Origin of the sequence: Dyella sp. 2YAF14 (genome assembly GCF_052114725.1) — a bacterium.
Classification (GTDB): domain Bacteria; phylum Pseudomonadota; class Gammaproteobacteria; order Xanthomonadales; family Rhodanobacteraceae; genus Dyella.
This window is the reverse complement of record NZ_JBFRFH010000017.1, coordinates 65,908-72,594: the sequence shown is the minus strand read 5'-3', so window position 1 is coordinate 72,594 and position 6,687 is coordinate 65,908. Positions and strand designations below refer to the sequence as shown.

The window sequence follows — 6,687 nt, the reverse complement described above, 5'->3', positions numbered from 1 at the left end:
TTCGGGCTTATCCCAACACGATGCTGCGGGCGTTATCAGGCCATTTTCTTTGGGTTACTTTCGACGCGAAGCTAGTCCCGTGGGATCTTTTGGGCCAGCAAAAGAAAAGTGACTCGAGCGGCGGCAGCCGATCGAAACGCCCGCCGCGTAGGCGGCACCCTGGCGGTAACGCGACAACCAGAAACCGAGGCTCTGGATCCGGGCCTGCGCCGGGATGACGAGCGAGTCAGAGCCACACCGGAAAGTCGAACAAAATCGAAACCACAAAACAAAACCACGTCCGCGAGCMAAAAAAAAACGGCCCGAAGGCCGCCTTTTTTCTAGAAGGGGGCGACACCCGCCACCTCACTCCCCCCGCAACCTCACATCCCCCGGCGCCATATCGTCGCGCTCCACGCGCGCCATATGCTCGGCCTCCAGGAAGCGCCACACCTGCTGGCACACCGGAAGCGTGTTCTCGCGCGAAATCGCCGAGACCAGGAACGACGGCTCCTTCCATTCCAACCGTGCCACCACGTCAGCCGCGACAGCCTGGCGCTCATCCTCAGGCAGCACGTCGGCCTTGTTCATCACCAGCCAGCGGGGACGCTCGAGCAGCTCGGGATCGAACTTCTCCAACTCCTGCTCGATCGCACGCACCTGCTCCACCGGATCGGAACCGTCGATCGGCGCGATATCCACCACGTGCAGCAGCAGTCGCGTGCGCGACACATGACGCAGGAACTGGATGCCCAGGCCCGCACCATCCGCCGCACCTTCGATAAGGCCCGGGATATCGGCGATCACGAAACTCTGATCCGTACCCAGACTGACCACGCCGAGGTTCGGATGCAGGGTGGTGAACGGGTAATCGGCCACGCGCGGCGTGGCGGCGGAAACGGCGCGGATGAAAGTGGACTTGCCGGCATTGGGAAATCCCAGCAGGCCCACGTCCGCCAACAGCTTCAGCTCCAGCTTCAGCTCGCGCAGATCACCCGGCGTACCCGGCGTGGACTTGCGCGGCGCACGGTTCACCGAGCTCTTGAAGTGGATATTGCCCAGGCCGCCCTTGCCGCCCTGCGCCACCAGCAGGCGCTGGCCGTTCACGGTGAGGTCGCCGATGGTTTCGTCGGTGTCGACGTTGATCACCACCGTGCCCACGGGCACGCGGATATAGGTGTCTTCGCCGCCCTTGCCGTACATCTGGCTGCCCATGCCGTTCTGGCCGCGCTCGGCCTTGAACGAACGCTGGTGGCGGAAGTCGATCAGGGTGTTGAGGCCTTCGTCGGCCACCAGCCACACCGAGCCGCCGCTGCCGCCGTCGCCGCCGTCGGGGCCGCCGAAGGGAATGAATTTTTCGCGACGGAAGCTGATGCACCCGTTGCCGCCGTCGCCGGCTTTGACATTGATGATGGCTTCGTCGACGAATTTCATGGGGTGCCTGGGGGAGCGAATAGGGGATAGAGAGTAGTAAAAGCCGGGTTCTCGGGACCGTGATGAATAGCGAAACGGCCCGGCCGATTCCCTACTCCCTATTCCCTATGCCCTGCTCTCAAAAAACAAAAGCCCCGCCGAAGCGGGGCCTTCGCTGCAACGTCGCAGGGGAATTAACCCTTGATGACGTTGACGAAACGGCGGTTGTGCTCGCCGCGCACCTTGAATTCGACGGTGCCGTCGACCAGCGCAAACAACGTGTGGTCGCGCCCCAGGCCCACGCCGGTACCGGCATGGAACTTGGTGCCGCGCTGACGCACGATGATGTTGCCGGCTTCAATAGCCTGGCCGCCGTAGATCTTCACGCCGAGATACTTCGGGTTCGAATCGCGACCGTTGCGGCTGGAACCTACGCCTTTTTTATGTGCCATGACTCAATGCTCCAGTTGCTCAGGCGTTGATGCCCGTGATCTCGACTTCGGTGAAATGCTGACGATGTCCCTGCTGCTTCTTGTGGTGCTTGCGGCGGCGGAACTTGATGATGCGGATCTTGTCGGCACGGCCGTGCTTGCGCACGGTGGCGCTGACGGTGGCACCGGCCACGATGGGCGCACCGACGGTGATCGACTCACCGKCGCCGACCAGGAGGACCTGATCGAAAGTGAAGGCGGCGCCTTCTTCGGCGTTCAACAGCTCCACGCGCAGGACATCGCCCTGCTGAACGCGGTACTGCTTGCCGCCGGTCTTGATGACTGCATAGCTCATGGGATTATCCCTTCTGTCGTTATTCTCTTGGGTTCACCGGACCCATTAGGCACCGGCGAACTCGGGAGTATAACGAAGCCCTGGCGGCCTGGTCAATTACTGACCAGTCGATCCGCCAGTCGCGGCCGCCGGCTTGGTGTCGGTCTTGGCCGGCGCAGGCTTGGCCTCGGTCTTGGCCGGGGTCTTGGCGGCTGGCTTGGCCGGCGCCTTGGCTGGCGTGGTCTTCTTCGGGGCGGGCCTGGTGGTCTTCTTGGCCGGGGTTTTGGCGTGTGAAGAGGCTTTCGCCGCCGGCTTGGCCTCGGCCTTGTCGCCGCCTTCGGTCGCCTGCCTGGGCTTGATCTTTTCGCCGTTCTCGGCCGCCTGGATCGCCGCCGCACCCTCCAGCGCCGTACCCGTGATCGGCGTGGTGGATACCTTGCCCGGGCAGCGACCCGAACCGTCCAGCGTGCCCATCTGCTTGAGCTCGCTGACCATCTGGTCGCTGCGCTCATGGCTCCACTGCTGGCCGGCCTGGTTGGCCTCGGCCATGGTGGTGGGCATCTCGTTGATGACCTTCTGGCCCAGCGGCGAACGATAGAACTTCAGCAGGCCCGACATCTCGTCAGCGGTGAAATGCTTCTGGTAGACGGGCACCAGCCGGCCGATGAACAGCTGGGTCTGGTTGGCGTCCATATAGTTCTGCCAGAACTCAGGCTGCACGCAAGGCATGGACTGCTGCAAAGTGGTCACCGCCTGGGTGTTCATCTGCAGCAGCATCTTGCCGACACCGACGACTTCCATCAGCTGCCGAACCTGATCTTCCGTAGCCGGCGCCGACGACGCCATGGCCTGTCCCATGCCCATTGCAAGCGCCATGGCAACACCCCATCTCTTCAGCTTGCCCATCCGCACTCTCTGTTCGCAGGTCGGCCGGAAACCGGCCAAAGATTCCATTAAGCCATACTCGGCCGGATCTTCTCTTAAGAGTTTGTTGGGTGGCATCCGTCAGTAATAAGCGTACTGACAAGTTTGATATAGTACAGTTTTCCCTCCCCAACGACTCCGGGCGATATGGATACGATCCGCATTCGCGGCGCGCGCACGCACAACCTCAAAAACATCGACCTCGATCTGCCGCGTGACAAGCTGATCGTCATCACCGGCCTGTCCGGTTCGGGCAAGTCATCGCTGGCCTTCGACACCATCTATGCCGAAGGTCAACGCCGCTACGTCGAATCGTTGTCGGCCTACGCCCGGCAATTTCTGTCGATGATGGAGAAACCGGACGTCGACCACATCGAGGGTCTGTCGCCGGCCATTTCCATCGAGCAGAAATCGACCTCGCACAATCCGCGCTCCACCGTGGGCACGATTACCGAGGTCTACGACTACCTGCGCCTGCTGTATGCGCGCGTGGGTACGCCGCGCTGCCCGGATCATGGGATTCCGCTCGAAGCGCAAACTGTCAGCCAGATGGTGGACAGCACGCTCGCGCTGGATGGCGAAAAGCGCTTCATGCTGCTCGCGCCGGTGATCCGCGAGCGCAAAGGCGAGCACGTGCAGGTGTTCGATCAGCTGCGCGCGCAGGGTTTCGTGCGCGCACGCGTCGACGGCACTGTCTACGACCTCGATGCCGTACCGCCGCTGACGCTGCGCCAGAAGCACACCATCGAAGTGGTGATCGACCGCTTCCGCCCGCGCGACGACATCAAGCAGCGCCTGGCCGAATCGTTTGAAACCGCGCTGCGCCTGGGCGACGGTATCGCGATCGTGGTCGACATGGATGATGCGAAGGCGCCAGAGCAGTTGCTGTCCTCGCGCTACTCCTGCCCGGTGTGCGATTACTCGCTGCCGGAGCTTGAGCCGCGCCTGTTCTCGTTCAACTCGCCGGTAGGCGCCTGCCCCACCTGCGACGGTCTGGGCGTGACCCAGGTGTTCGATCCTGCCCGCGTGGTGGCGCATCCGGAGCTGTCGCTGGCCGGTGGCGCCGTGCGCGGCTGGGATCGCCGCAATGCGCATTATTTCCAGTTGATCCTGTCGCTCGCCGCGCACTACGGCTTCGACGTGGACACGCCGTGGCGCAAGCTGTCCACGGACGTCCAGAAGGCCATCCTGTACGGCAGCGGCAAGGACAAGATCGCCTTCAAGTACATCACCGAACGTGGTGGCCGGGTGACGCGCGAGCACGCGTTCGAGGGCATCATCCCGAACATGGATCGCCGCTACAAGGAAACCGAATCGCCGGCGGTGCGCGAGGAACTGGCCAAGTACATCAGCGACCGTCCCTGCCCCGACTGCGAAGGCCAGCGCCTGAATCGTTCTGCGCGCAATGTGTTCGTCGCCGACCACGCGCTGCCCTCGCTCACCTCGCGCTCGATCGATGACACGCTGGCGTTCTTCGAGAAGCTGACGCTCACCGGCTGGCGCGGCGAGATCGCGGTGAAGATCGTCAAGGAAATTCGCGAGCGTCTTACCTTCCTCAACGACGTGGGCCTCAACTACCTCACGCTGGATCGGCAGGCCGATTCGCTGTCGGGTGGCGAGGCGCAACGCATTCGTCTCGCCTCGCAGATCGGCGCCGGCCTGGTCGGCGTGATGTACGTGCTCGACGAGCCGTCCATCGGCCTGCACCAGCGCGACAACGAGCGCCTGCTCGGCACGCTGACGCGACTGCGCGACCTCGGCAACACCGTCATCGTGGTCGAGCATGACGAAGACGCGATCCGCATGGCCGACCACGTGCTCGACATCGGTCCCGGCGCCGGTGTGCACGGCGGCGAGATCGTGGCGCAGGGATCGTTCAAGGACATGCTTGCGTCGCCGCGTTCGATCACCGGCCAGTTCCTGTCCGGCAAGCGTGGCATCCGTGTGCCCGAGGAACGCCGCCAGCAGCTGGATGCCGATTCGTGGCTGCATCTCAAGGGTGCCAGCGGCAACAACCTGAAAAACGTCGACCTGGCCATTCCCGCAGGCTTGTTTACCTGCGTCACCGGCGTGTCCGGTTCGGGCAAGTCGACCCTGATCAACGACACCTTGTTCCGCCTCGCCGCCAGCGAACTCAATGGTTCGAGTGAGCAGGCTGCGCCGTACAAGTCGGTCGAAGGGCTGGAACTGTTCGACAAGGTGGTGGACATCGACCAGTCGCCGATCGGTCGCACGCCGCGTTCGAACCCAGCGACGTATACCGGCCTGTTCACGCCGCTGCGCGAGCTGTTTGCGCAGGTGCCCGAAGCGCGTGCCCGTGGCTATACGCCGGGCCGCTTCAGCTTCAACGTGCGCGGCGGCCGCTGCGAGGCCTGCGAAGGCGACGGCATGATCAAGGTGGAGATGCACTTCCTGCCGGACGTGTACGTGCCTTGCGACGTCTGCCATGGCAAGCGCTACAACCGCGAAACGCTGGAAGTGCACTACAAGGGCCACACGATCGCCGACGTGCTCGACATGACGGTGGAAGATGCGTTCAAGCTGTTCGAAAACGTGCCGACCATCGCACGCAAACTCGAAACGCTGCGCGCCGTGGGCCTGGATTACATCAAGCTCGGCCAGAGCGCGACCACGCTCTCGGGTGGCGAAGCGCAGCGCGTGAAGCTGTCCAAGGAATTGTCCAAGCGCGATACGGGTCGCACGCTGTACATCCTCGACGAGCCGACCACGGGCCTGCACTTCCACGACATCGAGCAGCTGCTCGACGTGCTGCATAAGCTGGTGGACCAGGGCAACACGGTGGTGGTGATCGAGCATAATCTCGATGTGATCAAGACCGCCGACTGGCTGGTCGATCTGGGCCCGGAGGGCGGCGCAGGCGGTGGTCGCATCCTGGTCACCGGCACGCCGGAAACCGTGGCTGCCACAGCGGGCTCGCATACCGGACACTTCCTTGCCCCGCATCTGGACATGAAGCCCGCCAAGGCGGCCAAGGCCCAGAGCAACGGCAAGAGCAAACCTGCACTACGGAAGAAGACTGCATGAGTTCCACCCAACCCGTGCCTGAGCAGCGCACGCGCAAGGCCACGACGCAGGAAAGCGCCGCGGCCGTGACCGATGCCCAGGCCACCGAGGCGACGAACACGCCGTTGTTCGTCGCCCCGATTGGCGTACGCTGGCGCGACCTTGACGCGTTCAATCACGTCAACAACGCCAACTACCTCACTTACCTGGAAGAAGCGCGTCTGCAGTGGCTGCAGCACGTGCCAGGCTGGTTCAACGAGCACTCGATGCCGGTGCTGGCCGCCAGCGAAGTGAACTATCGCCGCCCGATCGAATGGCCTGCGCAGTTGAACGTGCAGCTGTTCTGCGAGCGGCTCGGCAACAGCTCGATCACGCTGGCGCACCGCATCGTCGACGCCAGCAACGATGCGCTCTATAGCGACGGCAAGGTCGTGCTGGTATGGATGGATCCCGCCACCGGCAAGCCGGTGCCGTTGCCGCCATCGATCCGCGACGCCGCGCAAGCCGGCGCTTGAACGACCCAGCCGGCATTCGGGGTTAAGCCCACCGGCACCACGGATGCCGCAGCTTCATGCGGCATCC

Annotated in this window: 6 protein-coding genes; 2 read left to right on the top strand and 4 right to left on the bottom strand. The window is 63.5% G+C overall.

Annotation, left to right across the window (positions count from 1 at the left end; genetic code table 11):
- Positions 1-345: 345 nt before the first annotated feature.
- The 4 genes from cgtA to AB4Y82_RS18390 form a co-directional block, all read right to left on the bottom strand.
- Complete coding sequence (gene cgtA, locus AB4Y82_RS18405) at positions 346-1,413, bottom strand: Obg family GTPase CgtA (protein WP_441605191.1); 1,068 nt, start codon at positions 1,411-1,413, stop codon at positions 346-348.
- Between the two features lie 173 nt (positions 1,414-1,586).
- Positions 1,587-1,844 carry a 50S ribosomal protein L27 gene (rpmA, locus tag AB4Y82_RS18400; protein WP_046971818.1) on the bottom strand — a complete coding sequence of 86 codons (258 nt, stop codon included), beginning with the start codon at positions 1,842-1,844 and terminating at the stop codon, positions 1,587-1,589.
- 19 nt (positions 1,845-1,863) lie between these two features.
- Complete coding sequence (gene rplU, locus AB4Y82_RS18395; RefSeq protein WP_441611546.1) at positions 1,864-2,178, bottom strand: 50S ribosomal protein L21; 315 nt, start codon at positions 2,176-2,178, stop codon at positions 1,864-1,866.
- A gap of 96 nt (positions 2,179-2,274) precedes the next feature.
- The gene (locus tag AB4Y82_RS18390; protein WP_441605190.1) at positions 2,275-3,033 is read right to left on the bottom strand and encodes a DUF2059 domain-containing protein; all 759 of its coding nucleotides are present in this window, start codon (positions 3,031-3,033) and stop codon (positions 2,275-2,277) included.
- A gap of 195 nt (positions 3,034-3,228) precedes the next feature.
- On the opposite strand from AB4Y82_RS18390, the gene uvrA reads away from it, so the two are divergent.
- Entirely contained in the window at positions 3,229-6,126 is a 2,898-nt protein-coding gene (gene uvrA, locus AB4Y82_RS18385) for an excinuclease ABC subunit UvrA (RefSeq protein ID WP_441605189.1), read from the top strand.
- Positions 6,123-6,620, top strand: a complete 498-nt coding sequence (locus tag AB4Y82_RS18380; protein ID WP_441605188.1) for an acyl-CoA thioesterase — start codon at positions 6,123-6,125, stop codon at positions 6,618-6,620. The genes uvrA and AB4Y82_RS18380 overlap by 4 nt, the downstream gene beginning before the upstream one ends.
- Positions 6,621-6,687: the final 67 nt, after the last annotated feature.

Coding starts and splice junctions, on each gene's coding strand:
- cgtA (WP_441605191.1), bottom strand. CDS start 1,413: ATGAAATTCGTCGACGAAGCCATCATCAATGTCAAAGCCGGCGACGGC.
- rpmA (WP_046971818.1), bottom strand. CDS start 1,844: ATGGCACATAAAAAAGGCGTAGGTTCCAGCCGCAACGGTCGCGATTCG.
- AB4Y82_RS18390 (WP_441605190.1), bottom strand. CDS start 3,033: ATGGCGCTTGCAATGGGCATGGGACAGGCCATGGCGTCGTCGGCGCCG.
- uvrA (WP_441605189.1), top strand. CDS start 3,229: ATGGATACGATCCGCATTCGCGGCGCGCGCACGCACAACCTCAAAAAC.
- AB4Y82_RS18380 (WP_441605188.1), top strand. CDS start 6,123: ATGAGTTCCACCCAACCCGTGCCTGAGCAGCGCACGCGCAAGGCCACG.